This is a genomic window from Bacillus sp. N1(2025), assembly GCF_053470005.1.
Map to the genome: position 1 here is coordinate 309,985 of NZ_JBLTJB010000001.1, position 17,785 is coordinate 327,769.

General features: G+C 48.0%; 14 protein-coding genes and 1 other annotated feature. Of the genes, 12 read left to right on the forward strand and 2 right to left on the reverse strand.

All coding sequences use genetic code 11. The features are described 5' to 3' along the window. Positions 1 to 100: 100 nt before the first annotated feature. Together lon and yihA are read left to right on the forward strand one after the other, a co-directional pair. On the forward strand, positions 101 to 2,425 hold the full coding sequence (lon, locus tag ACNFN4_RS01760; protein ID WP_014418556.1) for an endopeptidase La: 2,325 nt from the start codon (positions 101 to 103) through the stop codon (positions 2,423 to 2,425). Continuing rightward, positions 2,422 to 3,009 (forward strand): ribosome biogenesis GTP-binding protein YihA/YsxC, encoded by a 588-nt coding sequence (gene yihA / locus ACNFN4_RS01765; RefSeq protein ID WP_342004695.1) that lies wholly within the window; start codon positions 2,422 to 2,424, stop codon positions 3,007 to 3,009. Before lon ends, yihA begins: the two co-directional genes overlap by 4 nt. A 32-nt stretch (positions 3,010 to 3,041) precedes the next feature. On the opposite strand, the gene ACNFN4_RS01770 is transcribed toward yihA, so the two are convergent. Next, the gene (locus tag ACNFN4_RS01770) at positions 3,042 to 3,533 is read right to left on the reverse strand and encodes a hypothetical protein (RefSeq protein ID WP_015240316.1); all 492 of its coding nucleotides are present in this window, start codon (positions 3,531 to 3,533) and stop codon (positions 3,042 to 3,044) included. A gap of 193 nt (positions 3,534 to 3,726) precedes the next feature. Between ACNFN4_RS01770 and hemA the strand changes: the two genes are divergently transcribed. The 8 genes from hemA to ysxE all read left to right on the forward strand — a co-directional run bounded on the left by hemA (position 3,727) and on the right by ysxE (position 13,044). Further along, complete coding sequence (gene hemA / locus ACNFN4_RS01775; RefSeq protein WP_251257563.1) at positions 3,727 to 5,094, forward strand: glutamyl-tRNA reductase; 1,368 nt, start codon at positions 3,727 to 3,729, stop codon at positions 5,092 to 5,094. 7 nt (positions 5,095 to 5,101) lie between these two features. Continuing rightward, the gene (locus ACNFN4_RS01780; protein WP_007408154.1) at positions 5,102 to 5,932 is read left to right on the forward strand and encodes a cytochrome c biogenesis protein; all 831 of its coding nucleotides are present in this window, start codon (positions 5,102 to 5,104) and stop codon (positions 5,930 to 5,932) included. Between the two features lie 34 nt (positions 5,933 to 5,966). Then, positions 5,967 to 6,908 (forward strand): hydroxymethylbilane synthase, encoded by a 942-nt coding sequence (gene hemC / locus ACNFN4_RS01785; protein ID WP_012118114.1) that lies wholly within the window; start codon positions 5,967 to 5,969, stop codon positions 6,906 to 6,908. Further along, on the forward strand, positions 6,898 to 7,677 hold the full coding sequence (locus ACNFN4_RS01790; RefSeq protein ID WP_014418554.1) for a uroporphyrinogen-III synthase: 780 nt from the start codon (positions 6,898 to 6,900) through the stop codon (positions 7,675 to 7,677). Before hemC ends, ACNFN4_RS01790 begins: the two co-directional genes overlap by 11 nt. Positions 7,678 to 7,682: 5 nt before the next feature. Further along, entirely contained in the window at positions 7,683 to 8,657 is a 975-nt protein-coding gene (hemB, locus tag ACNFN4_RS01795; protein WP_029973366.1) for a porphobilinogen synthase, read from the forward strand. A 28-nt stretch (positions 8,658 to 8,685) separates the two neighbouring features. Beyond that, positions 8,686 to 9,975 (forward strand): glutamate-1-semialdehyde 2,1-aminomutase, encoded by a 1,290-nt coding sequence (gene hemL / locus ACNFN4_RS01800; protein WP_022552875.1) that lies wholly within the window; start codon positions 8,686 to 8,688, stop codon positions 9,973 to 9,975. 132 nt (positions 9,976 to 10,107) lie between these two features. Then, positions 10,108 to 11,988, forward strand: a complete 1,881-nt coding sequence (locus tag ACNFN4_RS01805; protein WP_215797053.1) for a LysM peptidoglycan-binding domain-containing protein — start codon at positions 10,108 to 10,110, stop codon at positions 11,986 to 11,988. 33 nt (positions 11,989 to 12,021) lie between these two features. Continuing rightward, positions 12,022 to 13,044, forward strand: a complete 1,023-nt coding sequence (gene ysxE, locus ACNFN4_RS01810) for a spore coat protein YsxE (protein WP_029973368.1) — start codon at positions 12,022 to 12,024, stop codon at positions 13,042 to 13,044. A gap of 13 nt (positions 13,045 to 13,057) precedes the next feature. Here the strand turns inward: ysxE and ACNFN4_RS01815 are convergent, their stop codons facing one another. Then, the gene (locus tag ACNFN4_RS01815; RefSeq protein ID WP_003152639.1) at positions 13,058 to 13,249 is read right to left on the reverse strand and encodes a hypothetical protein; all 192 of its coding nucleotides are present in this window, start codon (positions 13,247 to 13,249) and stop codon (positions 13,058 to 13,060) included. 172 nt (positions 13,250 to 13,421) lie between these two features. After that, positions 13,422 to 13,643, forward strand: a binding site (T-box leader). Positions 13,644 to 13,701: 58 nt separating this feature from the next. On the opposite strand from ACNFN4_RS01815, the gene ACNFN4_RS01820 reads away from it, so the two are divergent. Then, positions 13,702 to 16,344, forward strand: coding sequence for a valine--tRNA ligase (locus tag ACNFN4_RS01820; RefSeq protein ID WP_012118109.1), 2,643 nt, complete (start codon positions 13,702 to 13,704; stop codon positions 16,342 to 16,344). 58 nt (positions 16,345 to 16,402) lie between these two features. After that, entirely contained in the window at positions 16,403 to 17,695 is a 1,293-nt protein-coding gene (locus tag ACNFN4_RS01825; protein WP_014418549.1) for a bifunctional folylpolyglutamate synthase/dihydrofolate synthase, read from the forward strand. Positions 17,696 to 17,785 lie beyond the last annotated feature (90 nt).

Genomic DNA, 17,785 nt, shown 5'->3' on the forward strand with positions numbered 1-17,785 from the left:
GGCAGGCGGATAAGCCGATTTTGCCCGATCCCGGAATTGTACAACGATGAAAAAGTTGTATTATAATGGTTCATACTAAAGTCACGGAGGTGTCAGTCACATGGCAGAAGATACAAAACGCAGCATCCCGCTCCTCCCTTTAAGAGGCTTATTGGTATACCCGACAATGGTTTTACATTTAGATGTAGGCCGTGACAAGTCGGTTCAGGCTCTTGAACAGGCAATGATGCATGATCATATGATTTTTTTAGCCACTCAGCAGGATATTTCGATAGACGAACCGGGTGAAGAGGATATTTTCGCCGTCGGCACTTATACAAAAATTAAACAGATGCTGAAGCTGCCCAACGGTACGATCAGAGTGCTTGTAGAAGGAATTCAGCGGGCGCAGATTCTTGAATACGCCGAGCTCGAAGATTATACTTCGGTCGATATACAGCTGATGCATGAGGATGATTCAAAAGACGTGGAAGACGAAGCGCTTATGCGGACGCTGCTGGACCATTTTGACCAGTACATAAAAATTTCTAAAAAAATCTCCGCAGAAACGTATGCGGCTGTGACTGATATTGAAGAGCCCGGCAGAATGGCGGATATCGTCGCTTCTCATCTCCCGCTGAAATTAAAGGACAAGCAGGACATTTTAGAAACGGCGGATATTAAAGAACGTCTGAATAAGGTCATCCGTTCCATTCATAATGAAAAAGAAGTGCTGGAGATTGAGAAAAAAATCGGTCAGCGCGTCAAACGTTCGATGGAACGCACTCAAAAGGAATACTACTTGCGTGAACAGATGAAAGCCATTCAGAAGGAGCTTGGCGACAAAGAAGGAAAAACCGGCGAAGTTCAGTCGCTCACGGAAAAGATAGAAGAAGCAGGCATGCCTGAGCGTGTCAAAGAAACGGCGCTTAAGGAATTAAGCCGTTACGAAAAAGTGCCGTCAAGCTCAGCGGAAAGCTCTGTTATCCGCAACTATATTGACTGGCTCATCGCCCTTCCGTGGTCGGATGAAACAGAAGATAAACTTGACATTAAAAAAGCCGGGGAAATCTTAGATAAAGAGCATCACGGCTTAGAGAAAGTGAAAGAGCGGATTTTGGAGTATTTGGCCGTGAAACAGCTGACGAAAACGCTGAAAGGGCCGATTCTTTGTCTGGCCGGACCTCCGGGAGTCGGTAAAACATCTCTTGCAAAATCAATCAGTACGAGCATGGGGCGCCGTTTTGTGAGAATTTCACTGGGCGGAGTGCGCGATGAGTCTGAAATCCGCGGGCACCGGCGTACATACGTCGGAGCGATGCCGGGCCGTATTATACAGGGGATGAAAAAAGCCGGTAAACAAAATCCCGTCTTTCTCCTGGATGAGATCGACAAAATGTCGTCTGATTTCAGAGGCGATCCGTCTTCGGCGATGCTTGAGGTGCTGGATCCGGAACAAAACAGCACATTCAGCGACCACTATATTGAAGAGACGTTCGATTTATCGAAAGTGCTGTTTATCGCGACTGCGAATAACCTTGCTTCCATACCGGGACCTCTCAGAGACAGAATGGAGATTATCAGCCTGTCAGGCTACACTGAAAACGAAAAGCTGGAAATCGTGAAGGACCACCTGCTTCCGAAACAAATCAAAGAGCACGGGCTCACAAAGAGCAACCTGCAGATTCGGGACCAGGCGATTACGGACATCATCCGCTACTATACGAGGGAAGCCGGCGTGAGAACGCTTGAACGCCAGATTGCCGCCATTTGCCGAAAGGCTGCGAAAGCCATTGTGTCTGAGGAGAGAAAACGCATTACCGTTACAGAGAAAAATCTGGCCGACTATCTCGGAAAACGGATATTCAGATACGGACAGGCGGAAACCGAAGATCAAATCGGGGTTGTCACGGGGCTCGCGTATACGACGGTCGGCGGAGATACGCTGTCAATCGAAGTGTCATTGTCACCGGGAAAAGGAAAGCTGATTCTGACCGGGAAGCTTGGAGATGTCATGCGGGAATCAGCGCAGGCCGCTTTCAGTTATGTCCGCTCGAAAGCGGAACAGTTCGGAATCGACCCGAAATTCCATGAGAAGTATGACATTCATATCCATGTCCCTGAAGGAGCGGTGCCGAAAGACGGCCCTTCTGCCGGAATTACGATGGCCACGGCGCTCGTTTCAGCATTAACGGACCGTGCGGTAAAACGCGAAGTCGGTATGACGGGAGAAATCACGCTGCGGGGCCGCGTGCTTCCGATCGGCGGACTGAAAGAAAAGGCGCTCGGCGCGCACAGAGCGGGCCTGACTACTATTATTGCGCCTAAAGATAACGAAAAAGATATAGAGGATATTCCAGAAAGCGTCAGAGAAGGACTGAAGTTTATATTCGTTTCTCACCTGGATGACGTTTTGGAACATGCCTTAGTAGGAGAGAAGAAATGAAAGTCACAAAGTCAGAAATCGTGATCAGCGCGGTCAAACCCGAACAGTACCCTGATGGGGGGCTTCCGGAAATCGCGCTGGCGGGAAGATCAAATGTAGGAAAGTCATCTTTTATCAATTCATTAATCAATCGGAAAAACTTGGCCAGAACGTCATCAAAACCGGGGAAAACACAGACCTTAAACTTTTACATCATCAATGATGAATTGCATTTTGTCGACGTTCCCGGGTACGGATTTGCGAAAGTTTCCAAAAGCGAGCGGGAAGCATGGGGGAGAATGATTGAAACCTATATGACGACCCGCGAAGAGCTGAAAGCCTGCGTGCAGATTGTCGACCTCAGGCACGCGCCGTCTGCTGAAGACGTGAACATGTATGAATTCCTGAAGTATTACGGCATTCCCGTCATCGTTATCGCGACAAAAGCGGATAAGATTCCAAAAGGAAAATGGGACAAGCACTTAAAGGTTGTCAAACAGACGCTTAATATGGATCCTGAAGATGAGCTGATTTTATTTTCCTCTGAAACGAAAAAAGGCAAAGATGAAGCATGGGGAGCCATTAAAAAAATGATCAGCCGGTAATGAAAAACCCAAAACGCAGTGCGTTTTGGGTTTTATCGTATAGTTTTGTTCCGCTTGATAAACAATAACAAAAGGCTGATTCCGATGAAAACATACGGCCAGTATGTTTTGAAGTGTTCCGTCGGAATATGGACGGACTCCAGCCACGCCGTAATTTGTTTAAAGAAGTATAAAAAGAGGGAAAAACCAATCATGGCAACCGCTTCGTATACATATTCTTTTCTGGCTGCCGCAAATAAGGAGAATCCGAAGACGAAGAGAATCATTTCAAAATCTCCCGGCCACCATGAGAGCTCAGGTTTGGCGAAAAAGTGTAAACCTATGCCGAAAAGAAGCATGCCGATCAGGACGTGAGGCCCGGCCGCTTCCTTTTTGCCCTGATACAAGAGCACAGCGCCCAAGAGCATAAGGAGCACCGGCCATTCCCCCTGATTCGCAAACAGGTGAACCTGTCCGCTCTGAAGCCATGCGAATAATGAAGCGGCAAGCAGAAGTCCCGGTAATAAAATTGATGTTTTTTTCATCCTGTCACCTACCCGCAGTAAAGGATTTTTAGTATGATGATTAAGTGGAAACGAGCTTTTTATACTATAGCATAACATTTTTGAAATCTGTTCACATTTTCCCGAAGAAACTATGTTATAATTATTATAAATAATAAATTCTATGTTAGAATGATTATAAATAAATTGCGATGTACGGGGGTGCATGAAAGCGATGCATATTCTTGTTGTGGGAGTAGATTATAAATCCGCCCCTATTGAAATACGCGAAAAAATAAGTTTTCAGCCGGATGAGCTTGCAGAAGCGATGCTCCGTTTAAAAGAAGAAAAAAGCGTTCTTGAAAACATTATCGTGTCAACCTGCAACCGCACCGAAATATATGCGGTGGTCGACCAGCTTCATACCGGCCGTTATTATATAAAGACATTTTTATCCGAATGGTTCTCGCTGCCGAAAGAAGAGCTGTCTCCGTTTCTGAAATTTTATGAGAGCGACGCGGCGATCGAGCATTTATTCCGTGTGGCGTGCGGCTTGGATTCCATGGTCATCGGAGAAACGCAAATACTCGGCCAGGTCCGCTCGAGCTTTAAAACGGCGCAGGCAGAAAAGACGATCGGCACCATTTTCAATGAGCTGTTTAAACAGGCGGTGACCGTCGGCAAACGCACGCATGCCGAAACCGATATCGGCGCCAATGCCGTTTCCGTCAGTTACGCCGCCGTTGAACTCGCGAAAAAAATCTTCGGCTCATTGTCAAATAAGCACATTTTGATTCTCGGTGCGGGAAAAATGGGCGAGCTCGCCGCAGAAAACCTGCACGGTCAGGGCATCGGCAAAGTAACGGTCATCAACAGAACGTTTTTGAAGGCAAAAGCGCTTGCTGACCGTTTCTCCGGAGAAGCGCGCAGCTTAAACCAGCTTGAACATGCACTTGCTGAAGCTGATATTTTAATCAGTTCGACAGGCGCAAGTGATTTCGTCGTGTCTAAAGAAATGATGGAGAGAGCGGGCAGACAGCGGAAAGGCCGTCCGTTATTTATGGTGGATATCGCTGTGCCGAGAGATCTCGATCCGGCGCTGAACGATCTTGAAGGTGTTTTTCTGTACGATATTGATGACCTTGAAGGAATCGTTGAAGCCAACTTACAAGAACGCCGTGAAACCGCTGAAAAAGTCGAGCTGTTTATTGAAGCGGCAATTGTTGAGTTTAAGCAGTGGCTTAATACGCTCGGCGTCGTGCCGGTCATTTCGGCGCTGCGTGAAAAGGCGCTGTCCATCCAGTCCGATACGATGCAGAGCATTGAGCGCAAGCTGCCTCATCTGACGGTAAGAGAGAAAAAACTTCTCAGCAAACATACGAAAAGCATCATTAACCAAATGCTGCGCGACCCGATTCTGAAAGCGAAAGAGCTTGCGGCTGAAGCGGATTCAGATGAAAAGCTGAAGCTGTTTATGCAGATATTCGATATTGAGGAAGAGGCCAGCCGCCAGCTGGACAAAAGCCTGGATAACCGCCAGACGGTTCATTCGTTTCAAAAGGCAGAAGCAAAAACGGGCTTACGTCCGCTTGTAAGTGAGTGAGGGCTGTATGATTGATACAGCAATGGCAAGACTTAATGAAGCGACAATTGTTATTTATGCAGTAAGCGTCCTTTTTTACTTTATAGATTTTCTTCAACACAACCGGAAGGCTGGGAAAATGGCCTTCTGGTTGCTTTCTATTGTCTGGACTCTGCAAACCGTCTATCTTTCTTATTTCATGTGGCAGACGGGCAGATTTCCGGTCTTGAATATTACAGAGGCCCTTTACTTTTATGCGTGGGTGCTTGTCACGCTCTCACTTGTGGTCACGCAGATTCTCCGCGTTGATTTTATCGTGTTTTTCACGAATGTCATCGGTTTCTCGATGATTGCGATCCATACGTTTTCACCGACGGATCAGCATTCGGCCGCTTTTTCCGGCCAGCTGGTCTCAGAGCTTTTGGTCATTCATATTACAATGGCGATTCTGTCTTACGGCGCTTTTTCCCTTTCTTTTGTCTTTTCGCTTCTTTATCAGTTTCAATATTCTTTATTAAAGAAGAAAAAGTGGGGAAAATGGCTGTTGAGAATTGAAGATTTGTCAAAACTTGATTATATGGCTTACGTTTTAAATGTCATCGGGGTTCCGATGCTGCTGTTGAGCCTGATATTAGGCGTGATCTGGGCGTATGTGTCGCTGGAAACGCTGTACTGGTTTGATTCAAAAGTGCTCGGTTCGTTTATTGTGCTGCTTTTATACAGCTACTATTTATATATCAGAATGATTAAGGAACTGCAGGGAAAAGTGGCGGCGTTATGGAATTCAGCATGTTTTCTCGTGCTGATGATTAATTACTTCCTGCTCGGAAGCCTGTCGCAATTCCATTGGTTCAGTTAACGCACGCGCCCAAACAGATTCGGGAGGAAAGAAAATGAGAACGATTAAGGTAGGTTCCAGACGGAGCAAACTGGCTATGACCCAGACAAAATGGGTGATTAACAAACTGAAGGAATTGAACCCTTCCTATAACTTTGAAATCCGGGAGATTGTCACAAAAGGCGACCGCATCCTTGATGTTACACTGTCAAAAGTGGGCGGCAAAGGTTTGTTTGTCAAAGAGATTGAACAGGCGCTGCTGCATCAGGAGATTGATATGGCGGTTCACAGCATGAAAGACATGCCCGCCGTTTTGCCTGAGGGTCTTGTCATAGGCTGCATACCGAAACGTGAGGATCCGCGTGATGCGCTGATTTCAAAGGGGCATCAAAAGCTGGACGGCATAAAAGAAGGGGGCATCATCGGCACCAGCAGTTTAAGAAGAAGCGCCCAGATTCTTGCTGAACGCCCTGATCTTACAATTAAGTGGATCAGAGGCAATATCGATACGAGACTTCAAAAGCTTGAAACGGAAGATTACGATGCTATTATTTTAGCGGCTGCGGGACTTTCGAGAATGGGCTGGAAAGATGATGTCGTATCTGAATTTCTCGAACCGGACCGCTGTCTGCCTGCGGTCGGCCAAGGCGCTCTTGCCATTGAATGCAGAGAGTCGGATGAGGAGCTTTTGAAGCTGTTTGCGCAATTTACCGATGAGTATACGCAGCGCACGGTGGCAGCCGAACGGGCTTTCTTACACGCGATGGAAGGCGGCTGCCAAGTGCCGATAGCCGGGTATGCGTCCGTCAATGACCGGGATGAGGTTGAATTGGTCGGTCTTGTCGCGTCTCCGGACGGAAAGACGATTTATAAAGAAACAGCGGCGGGACATGATCCGGAAGAAATCGGGAAACGCTGTGCGGCGATGATGTCTGAAAAAGGAGCCAAAGCATTAATCGACAGCGTGAAACAGGAGCTCGATCAGGATGGCAAATGACCTTCCTTTACAAGGAAAGACCGTGCTTGTCACCCGGAACAAAAGACAGGCCGCACCGTTCCGAAAAAAAGTGGAGGCGCTCGGCGGAACGGCTGTTTCCGCTTCGCTGATCGCTTTTCAGGAAGCGCTCCCGGATGAATGTGCGGACAGTCTCCGGGAAGACCTTTCTGAGCCGGGATGGCTTGTGTTTACAAGCGTAAACGGTGTCCGGTTCTTTTTTTCCTATCTTGATCGGCACGGTCTTGCGCTTTCGGGACGGAAAAAAATCGCAGCCGTCGGTGAAAAGACTGCGCGCGCCCTGAAAGAGCGGGGAGCCCGGACGGATGCGATGCCTGACGAGTATGTGGCGGAATGTCTGGCTGATACTTTAAAACGGCACGCATCAGCTGCCGAACCCATTTCAGTGATAAAGGGCAATTTATCACGCGATGTCATAAAAGCGGAGCTTGAGCCGCTTGGCTATCAAATAAGGGAATGGGTGTTATACAATACCATTCAGGATGAAAAAGGCATGGACGAGCTGAGACGGGCTGCATCCCGCTCTCATTTTGATTTTATTACGTTTACCAGCTCATCGGCGGTGCATACGTTTATGCACGCGGTCGGAGACGGAGAAAAAGCGTGGGAAAACAGCGGTGCGAGCTATATCAGCATCGGCCCTTTGACAGAGAAAGCGCTCTTGGAATACGGGATCTCATCCCATGTGCCTGACATCTATACGATTGAAGGCATGCTGGACGTCATGTGCAGCATGTCGGGAAAGGATTGATAATGATGAATCAAACATTTAACAGACACCGCCGTTTGCGCGCGAACGCTGAGATGAGAGATTTAGTAAAAGAAACACGTCTTCACCCTTCAGATTTTATTTACCCGTTATTTGTCGTTGAAGGACTTGAAGGAAAAAAAGAAGTTCCTTCCATGCCGGGGGTTTATCATGTATCACTCGATTTGTTAAAGGATGAAATGGCTGAGCTGATATCGCTCGGCATTAAGTCAGTCATCGTTTTCGGCGTGCCGGAAGAAAAAGACGCCTGCGGAACCCAGGCTTTTCACGATCACGGCATTGTGCAGAAAGGGATTGCTGAAATTAAAAAGCATTATCCTGAAATGATCGTAATCGCTGATACGTGTCTCTGTGAATACACGGATCACGGCCATTGCGGCGTCGTGAAAGACGGAGAAATCCTCAATGACGAGTCGCTTGAACTGCTGGCGCAGACAGCCGTCAGCCAAGCCAAAGCCGGCGCTGACATCATCGCTCCTTCAAATATGATGGACGGTTTTGTCACAGTGATCAGGGAAGCGCTCGACAAAGAAGGATTCACGAATATTCCGATCATGTCTTATGCCGTGAAATATTCAAGTGAATTTTACGGTCCGTTCCGCGATGCGGCTGACAGCACGCCGCAGTTCGGAGACCGAAAAACATATCAGATGGATCCGGCCAACCGCTTGGAAGCGCTCCGTGAGGCTGAATCAGACGCGGCAGAAGGCGCTGACTTTTTAATCGTCAAACCGTCTATGTCATACTTAGATATTATGCGTGATGTGAAAAACCGCCATCACCTGCCGCTGGTCGCATATAATGTGAGCGGGGAGTATTCCATGGTGAAAGCGGCAGCCCAAAACGGCTGGATTAAAGAAAAAGAAATGGTGCTGGAAATTTTAACGAGCATGAAACGTGCAGGAGCCGATCTGATTATGACGTATCATGCAAAAGACGCAGCAAAATGGCTTGCTGAGTAACGATTTCATTTGACGGGAGCTGAGGCAGATGAGAAGCTATGAAAAATCAAAAGCCGCTTTTAAAGAAGCGCAGAAACTGATGCCGGGCGGAGTGAACAGCCCGGTGCGCGCGTTTAAATCAGTTGATATGGACCCGATCTTTATGCAGCGCGGAAAAGGATCGAAAATTTTTGATATTGACGGCAATGAATATATCGACTACGTCCTGAGCTGGGGGCCGCTCATTTTGGGCCACACAAATGACCGGGTCGTTGAAAGCCTGAAAAAAGTAGCCGAGAACGGGACAAGTTTCGGGGCATCTACTGAGGTGGAAAACGAACTGGCCAAATTGGTCATTGACCGTGTGCCGTCTGTTGAAATCGTGCGGATGGTCAGCTCCGGCACAGAGGCGACAATGAGCGCCCTGCGTCTGGCAAGAGGATATACCGGCCGCAACAAAATTTTGAAATTCGAAGGCTGTTACCACGGCCATGGCGATTCGCTGCTGATCAAAGCGGGATCCGGAGTGGCGACACTCGGCCTTCCGGACAGCCCGGGCGTGCCGGAAGGAATAGCAATGAATACGATTACCGTTCCATACAACGACTTGGAAAGCGTTGCACTCGCATTCCGGGAGTACGGTGAAGATATTGCCGGGGTCATTGTTGAACCGGTAGCAGGCAATATGGGCGTTGTTCCGCCGCAGGAAGGCTTTTTACAAGGACTTCGCGACATGACGGAACAGTATGGCGCGCTGCTCATTTTTGATGAGGTCATGACCGGTTTTCGCGTGGATTATAACTGTGCGCAAGGGTATTTCGGCGTGACGCCTGACTTAACGTGTCTCGGCAAAGTCATCGGCGGCGGTCTTCCTGTCGGTGCGTATGGCGGAAAAGCTGACATTATGGAACGAATCGCGCCGAGCGGTCCGATCTACCAGGCGGGAACATTGTCAGGAAATCCGCTTGCCATGACAGCGGGACTTGAGACGCTACAGCAGCTCACACCTGAATCTTACCAAGAATTTGTGAAAAAAGGCGATATGCTTGAAGAAGGCATTTCAAAAGCAGCTGCAGCACATGGCATTCCGCACACGTTTAACCGGGCGGGTTCCATGATCGGCTTCTTTTTCACAAATGAGCCTGTCATTAACTATGAAGCAGCCAAATCTTCTGATTTAAAGCTGTTCGCCAAATATTATAAAGGGATGGCCGACGCAGGCGTATTTCTGCCGCCGTCTCAATTTGAAGGATTGTTTCTCTCCACTGCGCATACAATGGAGGATATTGAAAAAACCATTGAAGCCGCTGAGAAAGTGTTCCAGGCGATCAGCCGCTGATACCGAAAAGCCGATGCAAGCAAGACTTGTATCGGCTTTTTTCAATGCCTCCATTATCATATTTTCCCGGATTGCGGCATACACCTTTAGTGACATCTAATTGTATGGATTAGATGAAAGGAGGATATGAACTTGCCGCATAATCACCGATTGCAATTTTCTGTTGAAGAATCAATCTGTTTCCAAAAAGGACAGGAAGTTTCTGAATTACTTTCGATTTCATTAGACCCTGACATCAGGGTGCAGGAAGTAAATGATTATGTCTCAATTAAAGGATCATTAGAACTTACTGGCGAGTACAACATAGATCACAGCAGTCATTTTGAAGAGCTTGATAGGGAGCTGAGGCATGTAGAGGAAGTGAGGGCGAGGGAGGATGGCACGGCCGAGCTCATTCATTGTTTCCCGGTGGACATCACGATTCCGAAAAATAAAGTGAGCCACCTCAATGATGTTTTCGTATTTATTGATGCCTTTGATTATCAGCTGACGGATTCAAGGATCTTAACCATTCAAGCTGATTTGGCAATTGAAGGGCTGCTTGAGGAATCCGAGCCAAAAGAGCCGGAGATCCCTTTGTACGTGGCGCCTGAATTTGCCAGAGAAGAAATGATCAATCTTGCCGGACATTATTCTGAGGACGAAAACGAACCAGAATTAATGATACGCCATGAGCCTGAAATACCTTTGACTGTATCAGAAGAAGCAGCACAAGAAACCGAGAAGAACGAGGAAGAAACTCCGCCTTTACTCAGGCAGGAGGAAGAAGAGCCGGAGACTGCTCCGATTCTGAGGGAACGGGAAGAAGAGCCGGAGACTGCCCCTATTCTGAGGGAGCGGGAAGAAGAAGAGCCGGAGACTGCCCCTATTCTGAGGGAGCAGGAAGAAGAAGAGCCGGAGACTGCCCCGATTCTGAGGGAGCAGGAAGAAGAAGAGCAAGAAACTGCCCCGATTCTGAGGGAGCGGGAAGAAGAAGCGCAGGAAGCAGCCCCGATTCTGAGGGAGCGGGAAGAAGAAGAGCCGGAGACTGCCCCGATTCTGAGGGAGCGGGAAGAAGAGCAGGAAGCAGCCCCGATTTTGAGGGAGCGGGAAGAAGAAGAGCCGGAGACTGCCCCGATTTTGAGGGAGCAGGAAGAAGAAGAGCATGAGACTGCCCCGATTCTGAGGGAGCAGGAAGAGGTGCCGAAACCTGTTTCCTTTACTGAGCCTCCTCCTCCCGTTTCCTTTCAACACGAAGAAGAGCCGGAAGAAGCTGAGGAGCCTGCAATCATGTCGGCTGTGAGGAATGAACCTGTATTTGAGGATGATTCAGCAGAAGTGCAGGAAGAGCCAAAAGATGATAACGAGCCGGTTTTCCCTGCGTTCACTCTGACTCCGCATGCAGAAAAACCAAAAATTGCGGAACAGCCCTTCCTTCAAAAAGAAGAGCAGCCAGAGGCCGAGCCGCTTCTCCGTCAGAGCGATCATGAGGCGGCAGAAGACGAAGATGAGCCTGCGGTTTTTCAAGAAGAGCAGGCGCCCGTTTATCGCGAGTTCGTTCCGGAACAGCAGGAAGAGGAGTTTTACAGCGCTCCTAAGCTGCTTGAAGAAGAGGCTCATGATGAAGAAGGGTTTGAAATTGAGGTAAGGAAGATGGCGCAGCCGGAGGAGGAAACCGGGAAGCCTCTCGATTTGTCATTTCAGTTTTCCAAACTGCAGCCTGAGGAGCCGGCGCAAGCTGAACCGCCTGAGCCGCTTAAGTCTGAAAGAAAGAATGAAGAAGCGGCACCGGGAACCGAGCAGAAGGAAAATGACAACTCTCATTACTTGACAAAATTATTTACAAGGGAAGAAGAAAAGTTTTCAAGAATGAAAATTTGTATCGTACAGCAGCAAGATACTATCGACCGGGTGTGTGAACGATATGACATAACATCCCAGCAGCTCATCAGAACGAATGCTTTATCGTTTGATGACGAGCTTGAAGAAGGTCAGCTTCTGTATATACCTGAATATAATAACAGCCATGCGTAAGCACAAAGAGGCCGTAAAAATGTGGTGAATGGAATGGAAGCAGTCCAATCAGTGCTTCAGGAATACGGGCTGGCGGCAGAGTATATTGAGCCTGTCAGCCCGCATGTTTGGAAGGTCTACTCAAACTACGGCATTTTTGCTTTGAAACAGCTCAAGCCGGCCCGCAGCAGTGAATTTACGGATCTTATGATTGAGATTGAGGAGAAGGGCTACCGATCATTTGTGCCGATCTGCCGCACGTATGCCGGCGATTTTTTTGCGGGAAGACAGACGGAGAATTCTTATTATTTAATGCCTTGGCTTCAGTACGATCAGGAAGAGGAACGGGATCAAAAACATGTTTACCTTTTTAAAGAGGTCGCGAAGCTCCATTCCGCGACTGTGCGGGACATCCAAATCCGGACTGAAGATATCAGCGGTTTTTATGAAGCAACGAAAAGAGATTGGGAAAATGATAAGCTTGTCTATGAACAATTCGCCGACCGGGCGGAAAAAGAGTGGTACCTTTCACCTTTTGAACTGCAGGCTGTTACGTATCTTACAGAAACGGTTTCCGCCGTCAATTTTGCTCTGGAACGTCTGGAAGAATGGTTTGAGGCGGCAAAGGACCATGACAAGACGAGAGCGGTGATCAACCACGGCAGCTTATCGAGCCGCCACTTTCTGTATAATGATGCGGGATCGGGCTTTTTCACGAATTTCGAGAAAGCTGCGCTGGGCCCTCCGCAAAACGACCTGCTTGGCTTTTACTCCAGAATGTTCAGAAGCTATCCGAAAGCATGCCCGGAGTGTCTGGACTGGTTTTATACGTATCACAAATCATTCCCGCTCCGTGAAGCGGAAATCAGCCTGTTTCTCAGCTATATGGCTTATCCGTCCGCCATGTACAAAGTGCTGAAACGGTATCAGACCGGCCAAAGGGGCTCTGAAAAAGAAGAGTGCACGCAATTATTAAGAGCGTTTTGGCAGATGAAAAATGTTGAGCCTTTTCTCATGAAGGTTCATCAGATTGAGCGGGAGAAAAAAATAAAAGCGGAAAACGAGTCCTCTTCATAACGGGACTCGTTTTTTATATCCATTCCAAATGCAGGGCGCACGCTAAAAACAGCAGGATGGCAAGCAGCAGGACATCAAAAGTCGTCGGGAAGAAAATCGTCCTGATCCCCTGAAAGATCGTAATCGGGATAATGACTTGCACGGATACAAGGCGGACCTGTCTGGCCCACTGGGGGAGCGAATAAGAATTGAATTTTTTTCTCACGGGCAATTCCTCCTCACATTCGCCTTTCTATGTATCGTATGTAAGGGAAAGGGCGGGGTGCATGCCCATTTATGTATGACGGCAGCGGTTTTTGGAAAAGATGATTGACGAATCAAAAACACTTTTACTATAATAAAGAACATAATAAATAAGATCATGAGCTGATATAAATACACCTGCTTTGAACGGGAAGAGTACAAGAAAGACGCATGAAGAGAGAGAAGCTACTGTGCTGAAAGGCTTCTTATGCCGTCTCATTGGAAGGTCGCCCGGGAGCATAATTTCTTGAACATACAGTAGAGAAATTCGGGCCGCACCCGTTATCCGTTTAAGTGCATGAACAAATCTGTTCATGAAAAAAGGTGGTACCGCGAAAGAGCTTTTCGTCCTTTATCAGGATGAAGGCTCTTTTTTAGTTGCTCAGCCATTTCTAAACATGCTGGAGGGTTATCATGGATACAAACGAACAAACAATGCCGACAAAATATGATCCGTCTGCGATTGAAAAAGGCCGCTATGATTTTTGGCTGAAAGGAAAATATTTTGAAGCGGGCGGCGATCAAACGAAACAGCCGTATTCTGTCGTCATTCCGCCGCCGAACGTGACGGGCAGGCTGCACCTCGGACATGCGTGGGATACGACGCTGCAAGATATCGTTACGCGTATGAAACGCATGCAGGGCTATGACGTGCTCTGGCTTCCGGGCATGGATCACGCCGGCATCGCCACTCAGGCAAAAGTCGAAGCGAAACTCCGCGAACAGGGCACAAGCCGTTATGACCTCGGCCGTGAAAAGTTTTTAGAAGAAACGTGGAAGTGGAAAGAAGAGTATGCTGATTTCATCCGCAGCCAATGGGCCAAGATGGGACTCGGACTCGATTATTCACGCGAACGTTTCACTCTTGATGAAGGGCTGAACAAAGCCGTGCGGGAAGTATTCGTCAAGTTGTACAAAAAAGGCTTGATTTACAGAGGCGAATATATCATCAACTGGGACCCTGCCACAAAAACGGCTTTATCCGATATTGAAGTGATTTACAAAGACGTACAGGGCGCGTTTTATCATTTGCGCTACCCGTTAGCAGACGGTTCAGGCTCAATTGAAATCGCGACCACCCGCCCGGAAACAATGCTTGGCGACACGGCTGTCGCGGTTCATCCTGAAGATGAGCGCTACAAGCACTTAATCGGCAAAACGGTGATTCTGCCGATTACAAACCGCGAAATTCCGATCGTCGGCGATGATTATGTTGATATGGAATTCGGATCAGGCGCCGTTAAAATCACGCCTGCCCATGACCCGAATGACTTTGAACTCGGAAACCGCCACAATTTAGAGCGGATTCTCGTCATGAATGAAGACGGAACAATGAATGAAAAAGCGCTGCAATATAACGGTATGGACCGGTTTGAATGCCGTAAAAAACTCGTCAAAGATCTTCAGGAATCCGGCGTTCTCTTTAAAATCGAAGACCATATGCATTCTGTCGGACACAGTGAGAGAAGCGGCGCCGTTGTTGAGCCGTACCTGTCCACACAATGGTTTGTCAAAATGCAGCCGCTGGCCGATGCTGCGGTTGACCTTCAGTCAAAAGAAGAGAAAGTTCACTTCGTTCCTGACCGGTTCGAGAAAACGTACCTGCACTGGATGGAAAATATCCGTGATTGGTGTATTTCCCGTCAGCTGTGGTGGGGCCACCGCATCCCGGCTTGGTATCATAAAGAAACAAAAGAAGTGTACGTCGGCCTTGAGGCGCCTGAGGACAGTGAAAATTGGGAACAGGATTCAGACGTGCTTGATACATGGTTCAGCTCCGCGCTTTGGCCGTTTTCTACAATGGGCTGGCCTGATGAAAACGCTGAAGACTTTAAGCGGTATTACTCAACCGATGTTCTTGTAACGGGATATGACATCATTTTCTTCTGGGTATCCCGGATGATTTTCCAAGGTCTTGAGTTTACCGGCGAGCGTCCGTTCAAAGACGTGCTGATTCACGGCTTAATCCGTGACGAGCAGGGCAGAAAAATGAGTAAATCCCTTGGGAACGGCGTGGACCCGATGGATGTCATCGACAAGTACGGAGCGGATTCCCTGCGCTATTTCCTGGCAACCGGAAGTTCACCGGGACAGGATCTCCGTTTCAGCTATGAAAAAGTGGAATCCACATGGAATTTCGCAAATAAAATTTGGAACGCCTCCCGTTTTGCATTAATGAACATGGACGGCATGACGTATGACGAGCTTGATCTGTCCGGTGAAAAATCAGTTGCTGATAAGTGGATCCTCACAAGACTGAATGAAACGATAGAAGACGTAACACAGCTTGCGGATCGTTATGAATTCGGTGAAGTCGGACGCCACCTGTACAACTTTATCTGGGACGATGTGTGCGACTGGTATATCGAAATGGCGAAGCTTCCGCTGTACGGGGAAGATGAAGCGGCGAAGAAAACAACCCGTTCTGTTCTGGCATACGTGCTTGACCAGACGATGCGTCTTCTTCACCCGTTTATGCCATTCTTAACGGAGGAAATCTGGCAGCACCTTCCTCATGAAGGCGAGTCAATCACGATCAGCTCTTGGCCGGTTCCGGTGCCCGAACATACGGATAAAGAGGCAGCGGCGGATATGAAACTGCTCGTCGAATTAATCCGTTCTGTCCGCAATATCCGGAGCGAAGTCAACACGCCGATGAGCAAGCAGGTTGAGCTTTACATTAAAACATCTACGGAAGACATTGCCGGCCGCCTTGAGAAGAACCGTTCTTACGTTGAACGCTTTACGAATCCGAGCACGCTGAAAATCGGGACGGATATCACTGCGGCAGACAAAGCGATGACAGCGGTCGTCACCGGAGCGGAAGTCATTCTGCCGCTTGAAGGGCTGATTAACATTGATGAGGAGATCGCCCGTCTGCAAAAAGAATTCGACAAGCTGACAAAAGAAGTCGAACGCGTTCAGAAAAAACTCGGCAACGAAGGATTCATTAAAAAAGCTCCTGAACATGTCATTGAAGAAGAACGCGGAAAAGAGAAAGACTACACGGCAAAACGCGAAGCTGTCCGGCAGCGGATTGCAGAGCTGAAAGGCTGATAAAACAGCGGGGCGGTTTCCTAAGAAACCGCCTTGTCGTATAAAAGAGGGGATTTCATTGTTTAATACGTACAAAGAAGCGATCAGCTGGATTCACGGCAGACTCAAGTTCGGCGTTAAGCCGGGCCTTCTCCGTATGGAAAAGCTGATGGAAAAACTGGAACACCCGGAAAAGAACATTCGCGCCATTCATGTGGCGGGCACAAACGGCAAAGGATCGACCGTCGCTTTTATCCGTTCCGTGCTTCAAGAAGCCGGTTATACGGTCGGCACGTTCACATCGCCTTACATTATTACGTTTAATGAGCGTATCAGCGTCAACGGCACGCCGATTTCTGATGAGGAATGGAGAACGCTCGTTAATGACATAAAACCGATAGTCGATGAGCTTGATAAGACCGATGCCGGAACGGTGACAGAATTTGAAATCATTACAGCGTGTGCATTTTTATATTTTGCGAAGCGGGCTGATATCGATTTTGTCATTTTTGAAGCGGGGCTCGGCGGCACATTTGATTCAACCAATATTGTGAAACCGCTCCTGTCGGTCATTACAAGTATCGGACATGACCATATGGCCATTTTAGGCAATACCATCGAGGAGATCGCCGGGCAGAAAGCCGGTATCATTAAAAATTCCATTCCGGTCATTACGGGCGTCAATCAGCCGGAAGCACTCGGCGTTATTGAAGCGGAAGCCGAAAAAAAGCAGGCTCCGTATCAGTCACTATATAAAACGTGCAGACTGTTTAATGAAGCGGCGCTTCCGTCCGGTGAAAGCTTTTCGCTGGAAACGGAAACGAAATGCTATGAAAACATTCAAACGTCGCTGATCGGCATTCACCAAAGGCAGAATGCGGCATTGGCGATATTGGCCGCTGAATGGATGAATCGTCTGGGAGCCGCAGTCATTTCTGAAGAAGCAATGCGAAACGGTCTGGAAAAAGCTTCATGGCCGGGCCGGTTTGAACGTCTTCAAAGCCGCCCTTTAGTGTTTGCGGACGGCGCGCATAACGAAGAGGGCGTTGAAACGCTGACAGAAACGATCAGGCAGCGCTTTTCCGATAAAAACGTTCATGTCGTATTCAGCGCATTAAAAGACAAACCGTATCAGGAAATGATTAAAAAGCTTGAAACCGAAGCGGACTCTATTCACTTTGTATCATTTGACTTTCCGCGTGCTTCAAGCGCCGAAGCCCTTTACAATGCAAGCAGTCTTGCGGCTAAGAGCTTCGATGAGAACCCGGACAGTGTGAAAGAATGGATAGAACAAAAAGACGGGGCGGATGATGTCATCATCATTACCGGCTCCTTATATTTTATTTCAGAAATGAGAAAGCGGCTTATCTGACAGCCCCTCGGATGCCCGGCAGACCCTTTTCCGGTTTTGCCGGGTGTTTTTATGCTGAAAATATATTTTCAGCCATTTCAGTCATGGTGT

What these genes read in the sequence shown, in the direction of transcription:
- ACNFN4_RS01820 (WP_012118109.1), top strand. Translation starts at nt 13,702, where the DNA reads ATGGATACAAACGAACAAACAATGCCGACAAAATATGATCCGTCTGCG.
- hemB (WP_029973366.1), top strand. Translation starts at nt 7,683, where the DNA reads ATGAATCAAACATTTAACAGACACCGCCGTTTGCGCGCGAACGCTGAG.
- hemL (WP_022552875.1), top strand. Translation starts at nt 8,686, where the DNA reads ATGAGAAGCTATGAAAAATCAAAAGCCGCTTTTAAAGAAGCGCAGAAA.
- lon (WP_014418556.1), top strand. Translation starts at nt 101, where the DNA reads ATGGCAGAAGATACAAAACGCAGCATCCCGCTCCTCCCTTTAAGAGGC.
- hemA (WP_251257563.1), top strand. Translation starts at nt 3,727, where the DNA reads ATGCATATTCTTGTTGTGGGAGTAGATTATAAATCCGCCCCTATTGAA.
- ysxE (WP_029973368.1), top strand. Translation starts at nt 12,022, where the DNA reads ATGGAAGCAGTCCAATCAGTGCTTCAGGAATACGGGCTGGCGGCAGAG.
- yihA (WP_342004695.1), top strand. Translation starts at nt 2,422, where the DNA reads ATGAAAGTCACAAAGTCAGAAATCGTGATCAGCGCGGTCAAACCCGAA.
- ACNFN4_RS01790 (WP_014418554.1), top strand. Translation starts at nt 6,898, where the DNA reads ATGGCAAATGACCTTCCTTTACAAGGAAAGACCGTGCTTGTCACCCGG.
- ACNFN4_RS01780 (WP_007408154.1), top strand. Translation starts at nt 5,102, where the DNA reads ATGATTGATACAGCAATGGCAAGACTTAATGAAGCGACAATTGTTATT.
- ACNFN4_RS01770 (WP_015240316.1), bottom strand. Translation starts at nt 3,533, where the DNA reads ATGAAAAAAACATCAATTTTATTACCGGGACTTCTGCTTGCCGCTTCA.
- hemC (WP_012118114.1), top strand. Translation starts at nt 5,967, where the DNA reads ATGAGAACGATTAAGGTAGGTTCCAGACGGAGCAAACTGGCTATGACC.